17 protein-coding genes are annotated in these 18,065 nt (G+C 50.4%); 12 read left to right on the top strand and 5 right to left on the bottom strand.

What is annotated here, in order from left to right:
• Positions 1–111: 111 nt before the first annotated feature.
• From Pan161_RS17430 to Pan161_RS17450, 5 genes are all read left to right on the top strand, one after another.
• Positions 112–1,119 (top strand): 3-keto-disaccharide hydrolase, encoded by a 1,008-nt coding sequence (locus Pan161_RS17430; protein ID WP_145229215.1) that lies wholly within the window; start codon positions 112–114, stop codon positions 1,117–1,119.
• Between the two features lie 59 nt (positions 1,120–1,178).
• Positions 1,179–2,588, top strand: coding sequence for an MFS transporter (locus Pan161_RS17435; RefSeq protein WP_145229217.1), 1,410 nt, complete (start codon positions 1,179–1,181; stop codon positions 2,586–2,588).
• Positions 2,589–2,681: 93 nt separating this feature from the next.
• Positions 2,682–2,915 (top strand): hypothetical protein, encoded by a 234-nt coding sequence (locus Pan161_RS17440; protein WP_145229219.1) that lies wholly within the window; start codon positions 2,682–2,684, stop codon positions 2,913–2,915.
• Between the two features lie 263 nt (positions 2,916–3,178).
• Entirely contained in the window at positions 3,179–3,634 is a 456-nt protein-coding gene (locus Pan161_RS17445) for an Hsp20/alpha crystallin family protein (RefSeq protein ID WP_145229221.1), read from the top strand.
• Between the two features lie 9 nt (positions 3,635–3,643).
• Positions 3,644–4,027 (top strand): Hsp20/alpha crystallin family protein, encoded by a 384-nt coding sequence (locus Pan161_RS17450; protein ID WP_145229223.1) that lies wholly within the window; start codon positions 3,644–3,646, stop codon positions 4,025–4,027.
• Positions 4,028–4,054: 27 nt separating this feature from the next.
• On the opposite strand, the gene Pan161_RS17455 is transcribed toward Pan161_RS17450, so the two are convergent.
• Genes Pan161_RS17455 through Pan161_RS17465 form a run of 3 tightly spaced genes read right to left on the bottom strand, consistent with a single transcriptional unit; the run spans position 4,055 to position 7,726 of the window.
• Complete coding sequence (locus Pan161_RS17455) at positions 4,055–5,179, bottom strand: tetratricopeptide repeat protein (protein ID WP_145229226.1); 1,125 nt, start codon at positions 5,177–5,179, stop codon at positions 4,055–4,057.
• 2 nt (positions 5,180–5,181) lie between these two features.
• Positions 5,182–6,942, bottom strand: coding sequence for a CRTAC1 family protein (locus Pan161_RS17460; protein WP_145229228.1), 1,761 nt, complete (start codon positions 6,940–6,942; stop codon positions 5,182–5,184).
• Complete coding sequence (locus tag Pan161_RS17465; RefSeq protein ID WP_145229230.1) at positions 6,923–7,726, bottom strand: creatininase family protein; 804 nt, start codon at positions 7,724–7,726, stop codon at positions 6,923–6,925. The genes Pan161_RS17460 and Pan161_RS17465 overlap by 20 nt, the downstream gene beginning before the upstream one ends.
• Positions 7,727–7,932: 206 nt before the next feature.
• On the opposite strand from Pan161_RS17465, the gene Pan161_RS17470 reads away from it, so the two are divergent.
• The 4 genes from Pan161_RS17470 (at position 7,933) to Pan161_RS17485 (ending at position 11,407) form a co-directional block, all read left to right on the top strand.
• Positions 7,933–8,892, top strand: a complete 960-nt coding sequence (locus Pan161_RS17470; protein WP_145229232.1) for a DUF1559 family PulG-like putative transporter — start codon at positions 7,933–7,935, stop codon at positions 8,890–8,892.
• The gene (locus Pan161_RS17475; RefSeq protein ID WP_197995379.1) at positions 8,882–9,655 is read left to right on the top strand and encodes a DUF1559 family PulG-like putative transporter; all 774 of its coding nucleotides are present in this window, start codon (positions 8,882–8,884) and stop codon (positions 9,653–9,655) included. Before Pan161_RS17470 ends, Pan161_RS17475 begins: the two co-directional genes overlap by 11 nt.
• A 24-nt stretch (positions 9,656–9,679) precedes the next feature.
• Positions 9,680–10,414, top strand: a complete 735-nt coding sequence (locus Pan161_RS17480) for a DUF1559 family PulG-like putative transporter (protein WP_145229236.1) — start codon at positions 9,680–9,682, stop codon at positions 10,412–10,414.
• An 84-nt stretch (positions 10,415–10,498) separates the two neighbouring features.
• Complete coding sequence (locus Pan161_RS17485; protein ID WP_145229239.1) at positions 10,499–11,407, top strand: DUF1559 family PulG-like putative transporter; 909 nt, start codon at positions 10,499–10,501, stop codon at positions 11,405–11,407.
• A 307-nt stretch (positions 11,408–11,714) separates the two neighbouring features.
• Here the strand turns inward: Pan161_RS17485 and Pan161_RS17490 are convergent, their stop codons facing one another.
• Both Pan161_RS17490 and serC read right to left on the bottom strand, forming a co-directional pair.
• Positions 11,715–12,473 (bottom strand): phosphorylase family protein, encoded by a 759-nt coding sequence (locus tag Pan161_RS17490; RefSeq protein WP_145229241.1) that lies wholly within the window; start codon positions 12,471–12,473, stop codon positions 11,715–11,717.
• The gene (gene serC / locus Pan161_RS17495) at positions 12,470–13,555 is read right to left on the bottom strand and encodes a 3-phosphoserine/phosphohydroxythreonine transaminase (protein WP_145229243.1); all 1,086 of its coding nucleotides are present in this window, start codon (positions 13,553–13,555) and stop codon (positions 12,470–12,472) included. The genes Pan161_RS17490 and serC overlap by 4 nt, the downstream gene beginning before the upstream one ends.
• 264 nt (positions 13,556–13,819) lie before the next feature.
• Here serC and Pan161_RS17500 point away from each other — a divergent pair, with 264 nt between their 5' ends.
• The 3 genes from Pan161_RS17500 to Pan161_RS17510 all read left to right on the top strand — a co-directional run bounded on the left by Pan161_RS17500 (position 13,820) and on the right by Pan161_RS17510 (position 17,992).
• The gene (locus Pan161_RS17500) at positions 13,820–14,836 is read left to right on the top strand and encodes a ribose-phosphate diphosphokinase (protein ID WP_197994103.1); all 1,017 of its coding nucleotides are present in this window, start codon (positions 13,820–13,822) and stop codon (positions 14,834–14,836) included.
• A gap of 41 nt (positions 14,837–14,877) precedes the next feature.
• Positions 14,878–17,478 (top strand): DNA mismatch repair protein MutS, encoded by a 2,601-nt coding sequence (gene mutS / locus Pan161_RS17505; RefSeq protein ID WP_145229245.1) that lies wholly within the window; start codon positions 14,878–14,880, stop codon positions 17,476–17,478.
• Positions 17,479–17,605: 127 nt separating this feature from the next.
• On the top strand, positions 17,606–17,992 hold the full coding sequence (locus Pan161_RS17510) for a hypothetical protein (RefSeq protein WP_145229247.1): 387 nt from the start codon (positions 17,606–17,608) through the stop codon (positions 17,990–17,992).
• Positions 17,993–18,065: the final 73 nt, after the last annotated feature.

Genomic DNA, 18,065 nt, shown 5'->3' on the forward strand with positions numbered 1-18,065 from the left:
TCTGATCCCTGAATCCCACAATAGATTTCAAATCGCGAGTCTGCCTGGCTCCGAACTCTATTCTGATATCGATTAATCATCCGAGTCAAACAAAGCCTATTGGAGAATACCATGAAGCAGTTTTCGATTTGCGCACTTTCAGGCTGCTGTGCTCTATTATTTTTCACTCAGCTCTGCCTGGCAGACTCCAAATCTCCCAAATGGGCCGCCACCAGCGTAGAACAAGCGGGCCCCGATTTCCAGAAACAGGGAGAATACACGGGAACAATCGGTGAAGGTGACGACGCCCTGAAATACGGGGTTCAGGTCATCGCTCTGGGAGACGGTGAATTCCAGGCCGTCGGCTATCCCGGTGGTCTGCCCGGTGATGGCTGGAAGCAGGATGAGAAAGTGTCAGTCAAAGGGGAATCCAGGGGTGGTGTCATCAACTTCGTCTCTGAACACGGACGAGGTGAACTGGGTGATGAAGAAATGACGCTGTTCGACTCTGAAGGTAATGAGGTCGGCGTTCTTGATAAAGTATCTCGAAAAAGCCCCACACTCGGGAAAAAAGCGCCGAAAGGAGCCACTGTCTTGTTTGACTCAGACAAGGCAGAGCAAACGGTCAAGAATTTTGAAAACGGCCAGATCACCAAAGAGGGTCTGCTGAAAGAAGGAGTTACCAGCAAAAAAACATTTAAAGATGGCCACCTGCACCTGGAATTCCAACTCCCCTTCATGCCTCAGGCCCGGGGGCAGGGCAGAAGCAACAGTGGCTGTTATGTGTTGGGACGCTATGAGGTTCAGATCCTGGACTCCTTTGGCCTGGAAGGCAAAGATAACGAATGCGGCGGCATCTACAAACTGGGAGCTCCGAGTGTCAACATGTGCTTTCCCCCCCTGGCCTGGCAGACTTATGACATCGATTTCCAGTCTGCCAGATATGACAAAGCAGGCAATAAGACAGCCAAAGCACGGATTACTGTCAAGCACAATGGGGTGACCGTGCAGGACGATCAGGAAATTAATGAACCCACTCCAGGCGGCACCAACAAGGATGAATCCGTAGCGGGCCCCCTGTTTCTGCAGAACCATTCCAATCCGGTCCGTTTCCGAAATATCTGGGTGATGGAAAAATAAGCACACATCCTCTTGCCGTATTCACATCCTGATCTTTCCTGACCGAAGGCCATAACCAGATGACAGACACGGACAATCTACCTGCAGAAAGAACAGAAACTACGATTAAGACCAGACTCTGCCTGATGATGTTTCTGCAGTACTTTGTGCAGGGATGTTACCTGCCGATCATTACTCTCTATCTGATTCAGGCTCTGGGATTCTCTGCCTGGCAGATTGGTGTCTTCGGCGCAGCTCTGGCTGTAGGGCCTTTATTAGCGCCTTTCCTGTTTGGTCAGATCGTCGATCGTCATTATGCGACAGAACGCGTGCTCGCATTTTGTCACTTATCGGGTGGCGTGATTATGCTGGCCCTCTTCGTACAACAGAGATTTTGGCCAGTCGTCATTCTGGGGGTGCTGTATTCCATTCTGTATGTTCCCACAATGATGTTAACGAATTCATTATCGTTCCAACATCTGAAAGACAGCGATAAGGAATTTCCACTGATCCGCTTATGGGGCACGATCGGTTTTGTCGTGCCTGCCTGGATTGCCGAAGGCGTCTTTCTGGCAAACCTTCAAGGTGAGGCGTTGAATACAGGACGAGGTGTCGTGCTGGCAATGGCAGGAGTTGTGGGGCTGTTTATGGCTGCCTACTGTTTAACCCTGCCTCATACCCCCCCTGTGAAGAGTGATAAAAAAGACCTGGCGCCGGGGAAAGTGCTCAAAATGCTCCGGTATCGGCATTTTCTGGTGCTGGTGACCGTTGCCTTTATTATTTCAATTGTTCATAAATTCTACTTTCAATGGAACAGTCCGTTCCTGAGTGCAGTCCTGAAGCAGGCAGATGTCACCGGTGCCTGGGAACAACGTATCAGTTCCATCGGACAGGTATTTGAAGTGCTGGTGATGGCTGTCCTCGGATTCGGTATCAAAAAATACGGCTTCAAAACGGTGATGCTGGTTGGCCTGCTCTCCTACCTGGTACGCAGTCTTATCTTTGCCTATGCCTCCACAATTGGATCAGTCGTCATCGTGAAAGGATTCACTGTCGCCATCGCACTCACCTGCCTGGGACAGGCCATGCATGGACTCTGCTTCGGCTGCTTTCTGGCCGCCGCGTATATTTATGTCGACAAAGTCGCGCCCCTCGATGTACGTGGTTCCATGCAGACGTTTTTTGGAACGTTTGTATTTGGCCTGGGAATGTTCGCCGGCGGCTTTATCAGTGGAACAATCGGCGATTTCTTTACCTCGACTGGAAAAGAAACACTACTGCGTACAAAGTGGAATATTCCCTCTCAGTCGGGCATCATTGAATTTACCCAGAAAAACCTGGTTGGGGAAACGTCGCAGATGCTCCGGGACTGGCCGGGCATCTGGCTCAGCAGTGCGGCGATCGCCTTATTTGCCACGCTGATGTTCTGGATGCTGTTTCCCAAAACCGATACATCACAACGGATGGCACATACAGAAGAAATGAGCTGAAACTTACTCCAACTTCACGGTGCGACCCTGATTCAATTGTTTCCGGGCTCAAATGCCGCAGAAACCATGACAGTAAAACTGGACACAGGCTGAATGCCTTTTCATATTGCAGAACATCAATTGATTGGTAGCGTCGTTCTAATTCTGTCGCTGATAGGATTGATCAAAGACCAGTGGTTTCTGGCCAATACCCGCAAAGGTCAAAGACTCACACGTTCCTTGGGAGCGACGCGCGCCCTCTGGGTATTGCGGCTGATTTTCATTACAGGCGTACTGTTTGGGGGAGCGCTGGCGGCTGGATGGATCCAACCCGTTCAATGGGATTGAAGTAAGTAAATCCTTTGCGCACACAGATTTCGCCTGCCAGATTGGCACACTCCCTGGCTGTAATTGTGACGTTAACCACATGCCAGATTGACATTCCACACCACTTCCCTCCTGACTCACCAACAGGTCATACTCAACTAATCCCTTACAAGATAGACACTTACAAAACACACAGCCTAAAAACACTATCTCTCATAAAATGGTATGCCCTTTGCTTATTATCCAGTCAGCTATATTTTACTGATGCATAAGGACTTGGGAATATGCCGATATTTCGCTGGGACCAGTCGTGGAATCCATTACGAGATCTGGAGCGTGAAGTTGACCGCCTGATTCAGGGAGTTGAGTTCACCGTTCAGGGGATTCGTATGCCTCGCCAATACCCTGCGGTCAATATCTTTGAGTTGGAGCATGAGTTCCTGATCACAGCAGAACTACCGGGCATGCAGGTTCAAGACCTGGAACTGACGATCGCCAACGGCCTTTTGACCTTGAAAGGACATCGGGATTCCCCGGTTGTAGATAATCGAGATATCCCCGAGGAGCGATTTCGACGCAGGGAGCGTACCTTTGGTGAATGGCAGAGGTCAATCAGTATCCCGGATCGAATCTCTGACGAGCATCTCTCCGCAGAGTTCAATGATGGTGTGCTGAAAATTCATCTTCCCAAACTGGAAGAGGAACTTCCCCGTCAGATTCCTGTGAGTTCAGGAGAATAGGACTAAGCAATGAGCCGACAACACAGTGATGATGAGCCAAGGGAACTCTCCTCTCCGGAGCAGTTTGTTTTCACTCCTCCCATTGATATCTATGAAACCGACGAAGGCCTTGTGCTCTACGCTGACCTTCCCGGCGTTTCAGTCGGTTCGCTGGAACTGCAGGTTCAGGATAATAAGCTGACTCTGCTGGGAAAGGTGGAACCACAGATTCCCGAGGGAGCACGTCCCTTACATAAAGAATATGAAGTCGGCAATTACCTGCGGTCTTTTATCTTGAGTGGGGAAATTGTTCACAGTGAAATCGAAGCCAAGCTGGCGAATGGCGTCCTGCGGATTTTTCTTCCTAAAGCCCCCAAAGCAGAGCCACGCCGCATCCAGGTGAATACCGGCTGAGACACATCTCACTACAGTTTGCATACGTCATTTTCGGCCCGCCTGCGTTTTCTGCACACTCTCACTCTGCAGCGATGAGGGACGTAAATCCTCTTCCTTGATCAGCCTCTGATTGAGCTGTTGCAGTTCGAACGCTTCCTCGCGTTTCCCTGCTAAACCAGCCGCACGCGCCAATGCCGAAACATAACGTCTGTCAGTTTGCTGAGTCGGATACAGAGGTTTTAAAAGCGCGTAAGCCTGCTCACCTTTTCTCTGATAAATCAGGAGGTCGGCTTTCAGCAGAAGACATTCAAGATCCTTGGGGTCGACACTCAATGCCTGATCTATGTACGAAATCGACTGCTCGATGTTTCCCTGATTTCGCTTGATCAAAGCCAGATATCGTAGCGCAGCTGTTGAATCGGGCCTTTCCGCAAGACACCATTTCGCTTCCCGCGTCGCCGTTTCCAGATCACCAGAATACAATGCCGCGTATGCCAGGTTAAAATGGGCTTCATATAAATCCGGTTCCAGATAGAGGGCCTGTTTCAGAGGTCCTGTCATTTCAATCGTGCGTCCCGCCTGACGTAATATCTCAGCAACCAGCAGATAATCCGCTGCCTGCTCCCCCCCCAGTTCGATATTCCGTCTGGCATATCTGAGTGCCCAGTTGGACTTTCCCTGTGCGAAAAGTAATTGCGCCAGACTTTTCTGAAAGCGACGTTCTTCCGGAAACTGACGCACCAGAATCATTAACGCCGATATTGCCCGATCATTGAGCCCCTGCTCCAATGCGATCTCTGCAATTGCTTCGACTGCCTCGTAATAGCGAGGATGCTGTGACGTCACATGCGAAAAGTTTTCCAGAGCCTGGTAGGGAGCACGGTCCTGAATCAGTTCTCCCAGCTGGAAATGAGCAAATTCATCGTCGGGATGCTGCTGCAGGTACGCGATCAGTTCTTTACGCTTTACCTTTTCTGAATTCTGAGTAACCGCTTCTGAAGCTGCAGGCTGGCTGGGCTGAGAGTTTCCTGATTCGCCCTGAATCAGAAGAGAGATGATTAGCACAATACAACCACCTGCCAGAATCAGGAAACCGCTTGAGAATAAGGGGGTTCTTTTCTGCTGAGCAGACGCATTCGTCAGTTTTTCAGGTTCTGTCAGGCGATTCATAATCAGGGCTGGGTTTGAGACTGGTCTGGTAAAACGCTGGTTCCCTCTATCAATGTATAGCGTCCCCCTGGCTGTAATCCAGTCCAGTTTTCTGTTTTCCCGCCCGGCCACCTGACTTTGACTGTCACAGGTGAGTTGCAGTCTCCCAATCCACAAGTAATCCACGCTTCATCGGCCGAGAGATAACTGCTACTCCCCTTTCTCAATCGGGTCATTTTTCGAGCGTCACAAGTCACTTCCAGTACTGCCCCGATGGCACTGCGATTGGAAGTGGTTCCCACTAACTGCAGTGCGATGCTTTGGTGAATTTGTTCCGAGCGGTTTTCCAGCAGGACCAGTCGTTCATTCAGATGCGAAATGGCAAGATCGACCAGTCCATCCTGATTAAAATCAGCCACAGCACAGCCTCTGCCCACCTGTTTCTTACGAAAGAATTCTCCAGACTGTGCGGAAACATCATTGAACCGCGAACCTGCCAGATTGAGAAACAATTGCGGTTCCTGTTCGTAGGGCTCACTTTTCCCCAGTTGAGATAAGCGATCGTGCACATGGCCGTTCGTGACAAACAGATCTTCCCAGCCATCATTATTCACATCCAGAAACGAAGTCCCAAATCCCAGTCGCGCGCGACTGGGAGCGGCCAGACCTATCTCATCTGTGACATCCAGAAAAAACAACGCCCCTTCATTGCGATAAAGCGTATTGGTTTCGCCAAAATAATTTGTCACAAACAGATCCAGTTCACCATCACCATTATAGTCGGCGGCTGCCAGTCCCATTCCCGCTTCCCGGTCTCCGGTCCTGTTAAATGCCAGCCCGGCGACCAGTGCCTGATCCGTAAATATTCCCTGACCGTTATTGATCCAGAGCTGGTTCGCGACCGAATCGTTGGCGACATACAGATCGATGTCTCCATCCTGATCGTAATCAGCAGCGAAGACTCCCAGCCCCTGGCGCGCCGGTTCGCGATGCAGGCCTGCTTTTTGAGAAACATCCAGAAACGAGCCATTCCCCAGATTGAGATAGAGCACATCATACTGCCCCGGAACATAGCGCGGGTGACAGATAAAATAGACGCGTGCCCCATCAACCCGGCGACTGCAGATCGGATAGTGGTCCCGATCAATCTCCAGATAATTCGCAACGTACAGATCCAGCAGTCCATCTCCATTCAGGTCGGCCCAGGTACAACTGGCCCCGTACCCCGGATCATCGACATGAGCAGTCGCAGAAACATCTGAAAAAGTTCCATCCCCCTGATTGCAGTACAACAGGTTCCGTCCAAAGGCACTCACATACAAATCATCAAAACCATCGTGATTATAATCGCCGACAGCAATTCCCATCGAGTAGTTCAAAACCGTTAATCCGGAGACGGCGGTCACATCCTGAAACTGACTGTTCCTGCGGTTCCAGTAAAGTCGATTTGAACGTGCGATGTCTACAGGCTGAATTTGTTTACGTTCAACGTTACTCCACTCTTCTCCCTGTGCGCCGTACAGATCAGGGAATCCATCACGATCATAATCAATCCAGCCTACCCCAGAGCCCATCATCAGATGCAGATGTCGTTTGACCGTCACTGGAGAACGATGCTGAAAGGCAATTTGTGCAGCATCGGTCACATCCTGAAAGGAAATCGCGGGCGGTTTTTCTTCTGCAAAGAGAGAAAATGTCAGCGAGCAAAGCAGAGGGCCGCACAGGCTGAAAATAACAGCCAGGCAGACTGATCGTGAATTTCTTCTAGAAAGGAAACTGGTCATCCAGCTTTGCCTCAGAGAGTTCAACGACAAATTGTGATAAACGGTCGACTAAAATCTGCATCAGCCGCTCCCCTTTCTCTGCAGTCGCCTGGTGTGGATTTCCGGAACCCGAATTGGTAGTGAGTAAATGCCACGGACGGGTAATACTGACCCATCCTTCGTTGACCGCAGAAAAGCGAGTCGCATTCGTTGCACCGTCGTCTGCATGTAACGCGCCCGTTTCTGCATCGCGATTCACCAGATGGGGAAAGTAAGCCAGCGCCAGAGATGTTTCCATTTCCCCTGCATGATCATCCGGATTTTCAAATATCTCCGCTTTCACATCTGCAGACGTGCCTCGAAACCAGTCTGCCAGGAAAATCTGTACCGTCGTAGATCCATGCAGTTCACGCAGGAGCGGTTTAAAGTCATTCCCGCCATGACTATTGAGAATCAGCAGTTTATTGACTCCATGATTCGCGAGAGAATCAACCAGATCCATTATCATCTGCCCCAAAGTCGAGGGATTCACATTCATCGACAGCGGAAAAGCAGCCTGATTAGTTTCCGTGCCATAGGGTATGGGTGGCAGCATCACCACTTTCGCCCCCCGTTGATGTGCCGCTTCACAGACCCGCGAACTGATGGCGTCTGCTTCGTAGGTATCGGTCCCGTAAGGCAGATGCAGGTTATGGGGCTCGGTCGCCCCCATCGGTAATACGGCGACCTGGTAAGGATTCTCTTTCACATAAGCATAATTGATCTCGGACAGAATCCAGGGACGGATTGCAGATTCAGCAGACACGCGGTTTTCTCCTCACATGCTTCGTTTTAAATCGATTATTTTCAGAGCACAATCATACTACCAGAATCCAGGCAAAACCTCATGTTCTCGCACCTGCTCAAAAATAAATATATACATTCTCACCTTATGTTTCCCTGTATTCTAATGAACAGAACCGGTATGCTGAATGAGTGATAATCTGGCAGGAACTGATGAAGGACACAATCATGGCTAACTGGTATGTAAAACGTGGAAGTCAGGTCGCAGGCCCCCTCACTCGGGAAAGACTGAATCAACTGGCTGCGGAAGGAAAAGTTCAAAAAACAGACCTCGTCAGAGAGGGTGAAGAGGGAGAGTTTCACGCCGCTGCGGAAGTGAGTGATCTCTTCACCAGTTCCGAAACCTCTGCCTGGGATGAATTCGAGTCCGGCCCGGAAACAGAATCTCTCTCCCGACAACCCGCTCCCAAAAGCAGCAAGATGTCACTGATAATCATCCTGGCAGTGGTCGGCGTGGGGGGACTTTTTGTCGTGGGAATACTGCTTGCTTTACTCCTGCCGGCAGTGCAGCAGGCACGTGAAGCGGCACGGCGATCACAATCAAAAAACAATCTGAAGCAAATTGGCCTGGCGATGCATAACTATCATGAAACCCATAGAGTTTTACCGCCGGGTGGAACCTTAACGATTGACGGCGCACCATCGCAAAGCTGGGAAACGTTTATTCTCCCTTTCATCGATGAGGCTCCTCTCTACAATCAGATTAACTTCCACTACGCCTGGAACCATCATACTAACCAGGACATTTTCACAAAGGAGATGCCTTTCTACCTGAATCCGAATATTGAGGAAAAGGTCTCCCCGGAAGGATTGCCGCTCTCCCATTATATGGGAAATGAGTTGTTGATGGGCCCCAATCGAGGCGCCAGATTTCGCGAGGTCAACGATGGTCTGGCCAATACGATCATGGCCTTTGAAGTGGGAGAAAACTTCAAACCCTGGGGAGATCCCACGAATTTCGCTGTCCCGGCGGATCGCATCGGTCCCCCCAACCGGTCTTCCACTACAGGCGGAAACCAGGTACTGATGGGAGATGGGCGTGTCCGTTTTGTGTCAGAGAATATTGATCCTGCCGTATTAAAAGCATTGAGCACACCTGATGGAGGCGAACGAATCGATGAATTCTAATTCTGAACAGACCCTGATCCAACCATCAGAACCTGACAACTTCGAACCTTCTGCCAGCACGTTTTTCTTCATCCTGGCTGGCTGTCTGTTCGCAATCGTATTCATGTCTTATTTATTCACTCCCCTTGCCGAAAAAATCAAAATTCATAAACGCAATCTAGCGCATCGTGCTGTTTCGAAAAGCAATTTGAAACAAATTGGCTTAGCCCTGGCCTTCTATCATGAAGAGAACCAGACGTTCCCACCGGGGGCAACAGTAGCCCCCAATGGAACTCCACAGCACAGTTGGCAGACCTCCCTTCTCCCCTTCATGGATCAGTCTGGGCTGTTTGAGCAAATCAATTTTGAGAAACCCTGGAACGATCCAGAAAATCAAGAGAGCTTTCAACAGCAGGTCTCAACTTATCTTGCCCCGTGGGTTGAAGAAAAATACTCGGCAGAAGGATATGCCCTGTCGCATTATGTGGGGAACGAACTTCTGCTCAAACAGAATCAGGGGATGCCGCTCAGTCAGATCACCGATGGCGCGTCAAACACGATTATGGCGGTCGATCGAGCCGATCACTTCAAAGCCTGGGGAGATCCTGCCAATCTTGCCAGGCCCGCTGATATCATTGGCCCCGATAAGAAAACACTATTACCTGGAGGCAGTCTCGTTCTTTTCAGTGATGGTTCAGTGCGCTTCGTATCAAATAAAATCAACCCGCAAATTATCAAAGACCTCAGCACCCCTGATGGGGGAGAAGCCAAATGCGAATTCTAAATCGCATTTTGACAGGGATACAACATGGACGACAAAGACGTCAACCAGGCCCCCCCCTCTGGCGAACAGAGTTCGTTCCTGTATTACACGGCAATGACAGGAGGAATTCTTGTTTTGGGGCTCATCATTTTGCCCGCTTTACTCCGTCCCGTTGAGCAGTCAAGAGATGCTGCCCGGCGGAGTCAGACAAAATATGCTCTGAAACAGATGGGGCTGGCATTCCACCAATACCATGACAGTCATGAGATGCTTCCCGCCGGTTCCATTGAAACAGCGGAAGGAAAACCCGGCCACAGCTGGCTGACTGCATTGCTGCCGTATCTCGATCAAAGGAATCTGCATCAACAAATTGATTTTGACAAAGCCTGGAATGACCCCGCCAATCAGCATCCGTTTCAGCAGTTGGTTTCTGCGTATCTTAACCCGAATATTCAGGAAAAGGTCTCCCCCGATGGCTATGCTTTGAGCCACTACCAGGGAAACGAACTGGTTTTTCAACCGAACCAGGGAATACGCATCAGTGAAATCCGGGATGGTGAGTCGAACACTATTTTTGCAGTCGAAGCGGGAGAAAACTTCAAAGCCTGGGGCGATCCTGCGAATCTGACCGATCCTTCCCAGATGTTTGCGACCGAAAAAAAGAACCCCTATGTGGGAGGTAAACACTTCCTGTTCCGAGATGGCCGAGTGCAATTTCTTTCAGAACTCACAGATCCCGCTGTCCTGAAAGCTTTGAGTACACCTGCTGGCGGCAAATAAGTGGGCGATTTTTAATTACCAGGCAGATACAATGATGTCAGGCCCAGATTCCTCATGTGAAAACTAAAGTCGGGAGGAAAATTCATGTCACTCTGGTATATCAAAAGAGATAACCAAATCACGGGTCCCTTGACCAGGCAGCAGCTTGAAGACTTTGTGGCAGCGGGCGAAGTTATCGAATCAGACCTGATCAGGCAGGAAGATAGCCAGGAATTCTTTCCCGCGTCCCTGCTGCCCGGCCTGTTTATTGACATCGATGACACGAAACCGGCGTTTGAAGTCCGCAGCAGCAGAGTCCCGGCACTGCTACTCGTACTGTTTCTCATTCTTGCAATTGGATTTTCGTTGCCCGCCTTCCAGCAGGGAAGAAGTTATCAACGCTCTGTCACTATAAACAACATGAAACAGATCGGTCTGGCACTACACAACTATAGCTTCAACTCAAAGGAACCAATGACTCTGCAGGTATTCCCACCAGGTGCGATGACCAATCCGCAAGAAAAGCCTCTGCATAGCTGGCAGGCATTGATACTGCCCTATCTGGATCAGCAGTTTTATTACAATCAGATCGATTTAAGCAAGCCCTGGAATGCCCGCGACAACCAGAAGCCGTTCCAGCAGGAAGTCCCCGTATATCTCAATCCGAAAAACGAAGCCAGACGCTCATCCGATGGTTATGCCCTTTCGCATTACGCAGGAAATGAACTGGTCCTGAAACCAAATGTCGGCATGCCCTTCAATGAGATTCGCGATGGGATGTCTAATACCATCCTGGCAGTGGAAATCGGCGAACAGTTCAAACCCTGGGGCGACCCGACTTCATTGACCGTACCAGAAAAAGTGATCGGTCCCAACAGAAATTCTCCCTCAACCGGGGGGACCATTGTCCTGCTGGCAGATGGCGCAGTACGATTTATCCCGGAAGACATTGATCCGGAAATTTTGAAAGCCCTCAGTACCCCCGCAGGCGGCGAAGAGATTGGTGAGTATTAGAGCGAGTTTATTAAATCGATTTAATGGTGATTCTCAGGAAAGTGACGTTTACCATAATTGGTACTAACCGCGGCTAACGCTGTGCGGCTGATCTTGTTTTCAGAACTTTGTCAGTCGGCGTTCACAGTTCCACCACGCTCATGACCGCGAGACATGCGCTATTAGCCGAAGGACGTTAGCCCCGGTTCTTCATCTCGCAGAGATGAAACCTCACCTTAGAACGAATCACATTTAACCGTAGCGTCTCCCAAACTGCAATACCTGATCCAAATGGCCTTGGAAGCGCTACAGTAAAATTGGACACAGTCTAGTGCCGGGCTTCATAAAGTTGAACCACAACACCATCCAGAAAACTGGCCAGACGTGTTGCTGCCCGCGAAGCATCGCCGCGCATCTTCCACATTTCCTTGACGCTTTCCGGCCGTTTGAAGACAGCGCCCAGCGCGGCCCCCGCTCTGACAGCCCCGGTTTCCCCCAGTATTGAAATAATTTCGGGAGGCAGGTCGACAGAACAGTCATCGCTGATCGCGCGGATCGCCATAAAGCCTTTCTGCGCTGCCTGACAGACCTGCGCCACCGCCAGGCTCTCGAGGTCGACCGCCAGCGCGTCATACTGCTCTGCCAGTTTCAGTTTTTCGTCGACCGTCCGCACGATCTCATCTGTATTGATAATCCGTCCGACATACAAACCGTGTTCCGGATCTTCCGGAAAGTGGACATCATTCTGCAGTTCCTGTCCGTGCAGGTCACACACGGAAGTCGCTACCACAATGTCGCCATTCTTCATTTCGGCTTTCAAAGCACCGGAAAATCCCACTGATAAAACCCAGGGGGGCGAATGCGCGTCAATCAACGCCTGGGTCGCAGCACGGGCGCGGGCAAACCCCACTCCCGTCTGCACCACAGCGACTTTGATGCGATCCAGAAAACCACCCCGAAACACATACGAACCGCCGGTATATTTTTTGACGTGCTCACAGCGATCCATAAAAGGCTGGATCTCCATCGGCAGAGCACAAACCAGCCCTATATCCGCATGCGCTTTATCGACTTTGGGTTCATTCAAGAGGCGTGTTCCTGTTCGAACTGATTCATCATTTCAAGTAACTTATCCACACCCGCTTCGGGAAATGCATTGTAGATACTGGCACGCATCCCGCCAACACTCCGATGCCCTTTCAGACCATCCAGCCCGGCTGCTGTTGCTTTAGCGATGAATTGGGCATCCAGATCGGCATCGCCCGTCACGAAAGTCACATTCATCAGCGAACGATCCTGTTTCGCAGCGGTCGCATTAAACAGCTTGCTCTGCTCCAGGTAACCATACAGCTTACCAGCTTTGGACTGATTTTTCTCCTGAATCGCAGCTAACCCGCCCTGCTCTTTCAACCATCTCAGAACCTGTCCCAACACATAAATCCCGAAGGTGGGAGGCGTATTGTACATCGAGCCTGCTTCGGAATGCGTACGGTACTGCAACATCGTCGGAATGTCTGTGGGTCCCTGTTCAATCAGATCATCGCGAATGATAACCAGCGTCACGCCACTGGGTCCCAGATTTTTCTGGGCACCCGCGTATACAATTCCGTATTTGGAAATATCGAGGGGGCGCGAGAAAATGTCGCTGCTCGCATCACAGATCAAAGGAACTCCTGCGGGCACGGTCGGTTCAGTCGCAAACTCAGTTCCATAAATCGTATTATTAGAGGTGAAATGCACGTAAGCAGGATTCTCGCTGAGTGAGACTTCTTCAGGAATGTAAGAAAAGTTCTTATCTTCGCTGCTGCAGGCGACATTCACATTCCCGAAGCTCTTGGCTTCTTTGACTGCTTTTTTCGACCAGGAACCGGTCACCAGGTAATCCGCCGTCTGGTCTTTCTTCAGCAGGTTCATGGGAATCATGAAAAACTGGCTCGATGCCCCGCCCTGCAGGAACAGAACCTTGTAATTCTCGGGAATGGAAGCCAGTTCCCGGACCAGGGCTTCTGCTTCTTCGTAAACGGCGAGAAATGCTTTACTTCGATGCGAGTGTTCCAGAACCCCGATTCCGGTATCGCCCAGGGAAATCAGATCCTGCTGAGCCTGTTCCAGTACTGGCAAGGGAAGAGCCGCCGGACCCGCAGAAAAGTTATAAATTCTTTCTGTCATTTTAAATATCTCAACATCAGTTGCGGACTGATTGATGGGTTCAGTCCTGAGTCACCAGTTTTGTGTCAATATTACGGACGAGACCATACCTCTTGGAACCATCCTTGAGGATATTGGCAAGCGTTCGCTTGTTTTGCTATACAGCATCGATATTATGGAGTCTGCTTTTCTTCATAAATGGAGTAGAGCCAAATTATCCAGAATTCCCAAGAATAGTCACGTTTTCCGGCGAATCATAGCCCTGTTTGATTGATCTGTTATTTAATGTCCAGCTCTCCCAATCCACTCTCCAGAGGACCCCGAGTCCAGTCCTTTCAACCTCCTCAGGGCGACCTGACCATCATGGCCGGCTCGGGAAATCCCATACTGGCACAGGCCATAGCCGATGAACTTGGCATTCGTCTGACACCGTGTGAAGCGCACCAGTTCAGCGAAGGCAATATCTTTGTCCGTATTCTGGAAAATGTACGGGGACGCGATGTCTATATCATCCAGGGCGTCCACTATCCTGTAAACGACAACTTTGTTGAACTTCTGTTCTGGATTGATGCCCTGAAACGGGCCAGCGCGCAGCAGATCACGGCTGTCATCCCCTTTTTCAGCTATGCCAAGGGGGATAAAAAAGATGAGCCACGGGTTTCGATCCGGGCCCGCGTCTGTGCCGACGCGATTGAAGTCGCAGGTGCTGACCGCGTACTAACCATGGATCTGCACAGCCCGCAGATTCAGGGATTTTTCAGCGTTCCCGTGGATCACCTCTACGGACGACACGTGATCAGCGACCATATTCGCAAGTTGAATATCAAAGATCTGGTTGTCTGCAGTCCGGATGTCGGATTCGCCAAAGAAGCCTCAGACTTTGCGAAGCTGCTGGGTACCCCAGTCGTCATCGGCAACAAACTTCGCAAAGACCACTCTGAAACGGTGGAAGTCCTGGAAGTCATTGGCGAAGTGGAAGGCAAGAATGTGATTCTGGTAGATGACTTCACCATCACAGGCCGCACCCTGGTCAGTATGGCAGAAGTCCTGAAGAAGAAAGGCGCCAAAGACATTTATGCCGCTGTGACTCACGGAGTACTTTCCAAGGGGGCAGCCGAGCGGATCGGGAAAAGTCCTTTGAAAAAGATGTTTATGACCAATACTCTGGAAACCCAGGTCGACCCGCTGCCGGACAACATTGAGGTACTGTCAGTCGCGCATTCCTTCGCCGCGGCCATCCGATCGATTCACGACCGGACCAGTGTCAGTACGCTGTTTCCGGAAAAACGATCGAAGAAATAATCACGTATTTAAAAGCTTAAAGTCAGAGAAGATCAGGACGCATGACGAAAACAGGCAAGAAGCTGACCCCGATGATGGAGCGGTATCTGGAAGTCAAACGCCAGAATCCGGGTACTCTCCTGTTGTTTCGTATGGGCGATTTCTACGAACTCTTTCATGAAGACGCCGAGATCGCGGCGCGCATTCTGGGGATCACACTCACCAGTCGTGATAAAACTTCCAGTAACCCGATTCCCATGGCTGGGTTCCCGCATCATTCTCTGGATAATTATCTGTATAAACTGATCCATGCCGGCTACCGGGCTTCCATCTGTGACCAGGTGGAAGATCCCAAAAAAGCCAAAGGCATGGTCAAACGGGAAGTCACGCGGGTTGTGACTCCGGGAACCCTGACCGACGATGCGCTGCTTGATCCGCATGAGAACAACTTCCTGGCGAGTATCTATTTCGGCAAATCCAATATCGGACTGGCCTGGCTGGAACTCTCAACCGGTCGCTTTCTGACCTCCAACACGACAGCCGAGCATCTGGTTGACGAACTGGCCCGCATTCATCCGGCAGAATGTATTTTCGCTGAAGGAAATACAGCATTGCAGAATGCGGTAGGCCATCTGGATACGATGCTGACTGAGCGGCCTCCCTGGTCGTTTGCCGAAGGGGAATCAGAAAAACGGCTGCTGGATCACTTTGGCACGAAAACGCTGGAAGGCTTCAACCTGGAAGCAGGCACCGCTTCCATCACAGCCGCCGGCGCGCTACTCGAATATATACAGGAAACCCAGAAAAGTTCCATCCCCCATATCAATCAGATCGAACCCTATGAACGCGGCGATCGTCTGCTGATCGATGAAGCGACCCGCCGCAGCCTGGAATTGACCCGCACCATTCGGGAAGGCAAACGGGAAGGCAGCCTGATCTCGGTCCTGGACGAAACCGTCACATCCATGGGAGCGCGCCTGCTGACCGACTGGATCGCGAATCCTTTAACCAGCCTTTCGCAAATTGAACGCCGTCTCGACGCGGTAGAAGAGCTCTCACAGAACCCGGTACTCTGCACTGAAGTACGGGAGCAACTGGCCAAAACCTACGACCTGCAGCGACTCACCGCACGCATCGCAACCGGTCGCGCCAACGCCCGGGACCTGAGTTTTCTGGCGCAGACACTCGCATTACTTCCCAAACTGAAAGCAAAACTGGCTGGTCGCAAAACAGAACTGCTGCAGAATTTAGAAGCGGGCATCGATCTGTGTGCTGAAGTTCGCTCTGATATTGAGACGATGATCATCGAGGATCCTCCGTTAACGTTAAACGAAGGGGGCGTCATTCGGCCGGGATTCAGCGAAGAACTGGACGAACTCCGCTCACTTTCCAAAGGGGGTAAAGAATGGATCGCCGGTTATCGTAATGAAGAATCCGAACGGATTGGGATCCCTAACCTCAAGGTCGGCTACAACAAAGTTTTCGGCTATTACCTGGAAGTCTCTGCCGCGCATGCAGCGAAGGTTCCCGAACACTATATTCGCAAGCAGACCCTGAAAAACCAGGAACGCTATATTACACCCGAACTGAAAGAGTACGAAGAAAAAGTACTCAAAGCAGAAGATCGGGCAGTCGAACTCGAACAGTCGATGTTCGACGAATTGCGGGAACGAGTCGCTAAAGAAGCGCCACGCACACAAAAGACAGCAGAAATCCTGGCTCAGATTGACGTCCTGTTTGGCCTGGCGCATCTGGCGACGCACGCCGGATACACGCGACCCGAAATGACGGAAGAACCGGTTCTCGATATCAGGGAGAGCCGGCATCCCGTGCTGGATCGTCTGCAACCCTCCGGGGAATTTGTTCCCAACGATGTGCTGCTGGGTGAACCCTATGGTCGCGTGCAGATTATTACCGGCCCCAACATGGCTGGAAAGAGTACTTACATCCGCCAGGCCGCACTTCTGACCCTGATGGCGCAGATCGGCTCCTTCATTCCTGCCAGTGAAGCGCGGATAGGCATCGCCGATCGTATCTTTGCACGTGTGGGTGCCAGTGATGAACTGAGCAAAGGCCAGAGTACGTTTATGGTCGAAATGACCGAAGCCGCCCGTATTTTGAATTCCGCCTCGGAACGGAGTCTGGTCATCCTGGACGAGATCGGGCGTGGCACGAGCACCTATGATGGTATCTCTCTGGCATGGTCCATGACAGAATTTCTGCACGACCAGATTAAATCGCGTACACTGTTCGCGACACATTATCACGAACTGACCGAATTAACCCAGACACTCAAACAGACCAGCAACTGGAATGTTGCCGTCCACGAGCAGGATGGGGAAATTGTGTTTCTGCACAAAATCGTCGAGGGGTCTGCAAATAAAAGTTATGGAATTCATGTAGCCCGGTTAGCAGGAGTTCCTGATCAGGTGATTCAACGCGCCAATCAGATCCTGTCTACGCTGGAAAAAGATCACATTGACGAAAGTGGGCAAACGACGATACCGCCCCGCATCGACAAGAAATCATCACATCAGCAACTCTCACTGTTCGGAAATACAACGCATCCCGTTCTGGATGAAATCAGAGACTTAAAAGTCGATGAAATGACTCCTCTCGCCGCGCTGGAAGAATTATACCGTATTCGCGAACAACTGAACTAAATTGCATATTTTCAAATTTACACTTCCAGACAGTTGAACCCGGCAGTACCACTTGTTCACAATATACACAGTAAAGGTACAGAGGTACCTCTTAACAGTGTCTTTATTGAAACAACAGGAGCATGTCATGCTGGAAAAGAGTGTATTACGAATTTTTGTCGTTTTGTTTACTACTGTCTCCTTAGCTGTTTGCTCAGCAGATTCCCTGCTGGCTCAAAAGAAGGAATCAGACAAACCTGAAGCCACAGCGAAAGACACCAAACCGGCTGCGAAAAAGTTCAAAGGTCGCCTGCCCAATCATTACGGTAAACTGAATCTCTCCGATACCCAGCGCGATAAGATTTATAAGATTCAGGCCAACTACAAGTCCGAAATTGACAGTCTGAAAAAACAACTGGCTGAATTAAACAAAAAGAAGAACGCGGAAATTGTCACGGTTCTGGAACCCTCGCAGAAATCAATTCTCGACAAGATTCTTGCGGAAGCTTCCAGTAAAAAAACAGCGAAAAAATAAAACCGCTGAGTTTGAATAACAAAACAACTGCAGGGCGTGATCTGAATGGGATCACGCCCTTTCTTTTTAACGA

The sequence above is a fragment of the Gimesia algae genome (assembly GCF_007746795.1).
GTDB classification, from domain to species: domain Bacteria; phylum Planctomycetota; class Planctomycetia; order Planctomycetales; family Planctomycetaceae; genus Gimesia; species Gimesia algae.

Coding starts and splice junctions, on each gene's coding strand:
- Pan161_RS17430 (WP_145229215.1), top strand. CDS start 112: ATGAAGCAGTTTTCGATTTGCGCACTTTCAGGCTGCTGTGCTCTATTA.
- Pan161_RS17435 (WP_145229217.1), top strand. CDS start 1,179: ATGACAGACACGGACAATCTACCTGCAGAAAGAACAGAAACTACGATT.
- Pan161_RS17440 (WP_145229219.1), top strand. CDS start 2,682: ATGCCTTTTCATATTGCAGAACATCAATTGATTGGTAGCGTCGTTCTA.
- Pan161_RS17445 (WP_145229221.1), top strand. CDS start 3,179: ATGCCGATATTTCGCTGGGACCAGTCGTGGAATCCATTACGAGATCTG.
- Pan161_RS17450 (WP_145229223.1), top strand. CDS start 3,644: ATGAGCCGACAACACAGTGATGATGAGCCAAGGGAACTCTCCTCTCCG.
- Pan161_RS17455 (WP_145229226.1), bottom strand. CDS start 5,179: ATGAATCGCCTGACAGAACCTGAAAAACTGACGAATGCGTCTGCTCAG.
- Pan161_RS17460 (WP_145229228.1), bottom strand. CDS start 6,942: ATGACCAGTTTCCTTTCTAGAAGAAATTCACGATCAGTCTGCCTGGCT.
- Pan161_RS17470 (WP_145229232.1), top strand. CDS start 7,933: ATGGCTAACTGGTATGTAAAACGTGGAAGTCAGGTCGCAGGCCCCCTC.
- Pan161_RS17475 (WP_197995379.1), top strand. CDS start 8,882: ATGAATTCTAATTCTGAACAGACCCTGATCCAACCATCAGAACCTGAC.
- Pan161_RS17480 (WP_145229236.1), top strand. CDS start 9,680: ATGGACGACAAAGACGTCAACCAGGCCCCCCCCTCTGGCGAACAGAGT.
- Pan161_RS17485 (WP_145229239.1), top strand. CDS start 10,499: ATGTCACTCTGGTATATCAAAAGAGATAACCAAATCACGGGTCCCTTG.
- serC (WP_145229243.1), bottom strand. CDS start 13,555: ATGACAGAAAGAATTTATAACTTTTCTGCGGGTCCGGCGGCTCTTCCC.
- Pan161_RS17500 (WP_197994103.1), top strand. CDS start 13,820: ATGTCCAGCTCTCCCAATCCACTCTCCAGAGGACCCCGAGTCCAGTCC.
- mutS (WP_145229245.1), top strand. CDS start 14,878: ATGACGAAAACAGGCAAGAAGCTGACCCCGATGATGGAGCGGTATCTG.
- Pan161_RS17510 (WP_145229247.1), top strand. CDS start 17,606: ATGCTGGAAAAGAGTGTATTACGAATTTTTGTCGTTTTGTTTACTACT.